Here is a 414-nt window from a genome sequence, read left to right as displayed (position 1 = left end):
GCGCCACGCCTGGTGACGAGGAGCGGGTTTCGAGGCCAACCGATCCGGAAAGCACGGGGAGAAAACGTCATGGCCGAGAAGACCATCGATGTCACGCTGGCAAGCATCACCAACACGGGAACACGTTCGGTGTCCCCGTACGGGGGCATATCCGCTCAGTCGGTTCGCGTCAAGGACGAAGAGCAGATATTCCAATCCGGGTTCCTCTACTACACAGAGGCAGGAAAGCCGATACATGAGAGTGGGGTGCTGTCCATCAAGCCCGGAAAGAGCCTCACATATAATTCCACGCAGCGCCTCACCATTTCGCACTTCGATGCAGAGGAGGTCGGTGGACTCAACCAGATGCTCATGATTTACAGCAGCCTTCAGCAGCACATGGTGACCATCGGCGGGTCCAACGAAACCTACTAC

1 protein-coding gene is annotated in these 414 nt (G+C 57.0%); it reads left to right on the top strand.

The window, feature by feature from the left end; genetic code table 11:
• Nucleotides 1-69: 69 nt before the first annotated feature.
• On the top strand, nt 70-414 hold a 345-nt coding region (locus ACOV8S_RS31460), incomplete at its 3' end, for a hypothetical protein (RefSeq protein WP_448321882.1).

It is taken from the genome of Streptomyces sp. CO7 (genome assembly GCF_053474865.1).
Note: the sequence above shows the minus strand (reverse complement) of the source record. Positions and strands in the feature narration are given on the sequence as shown.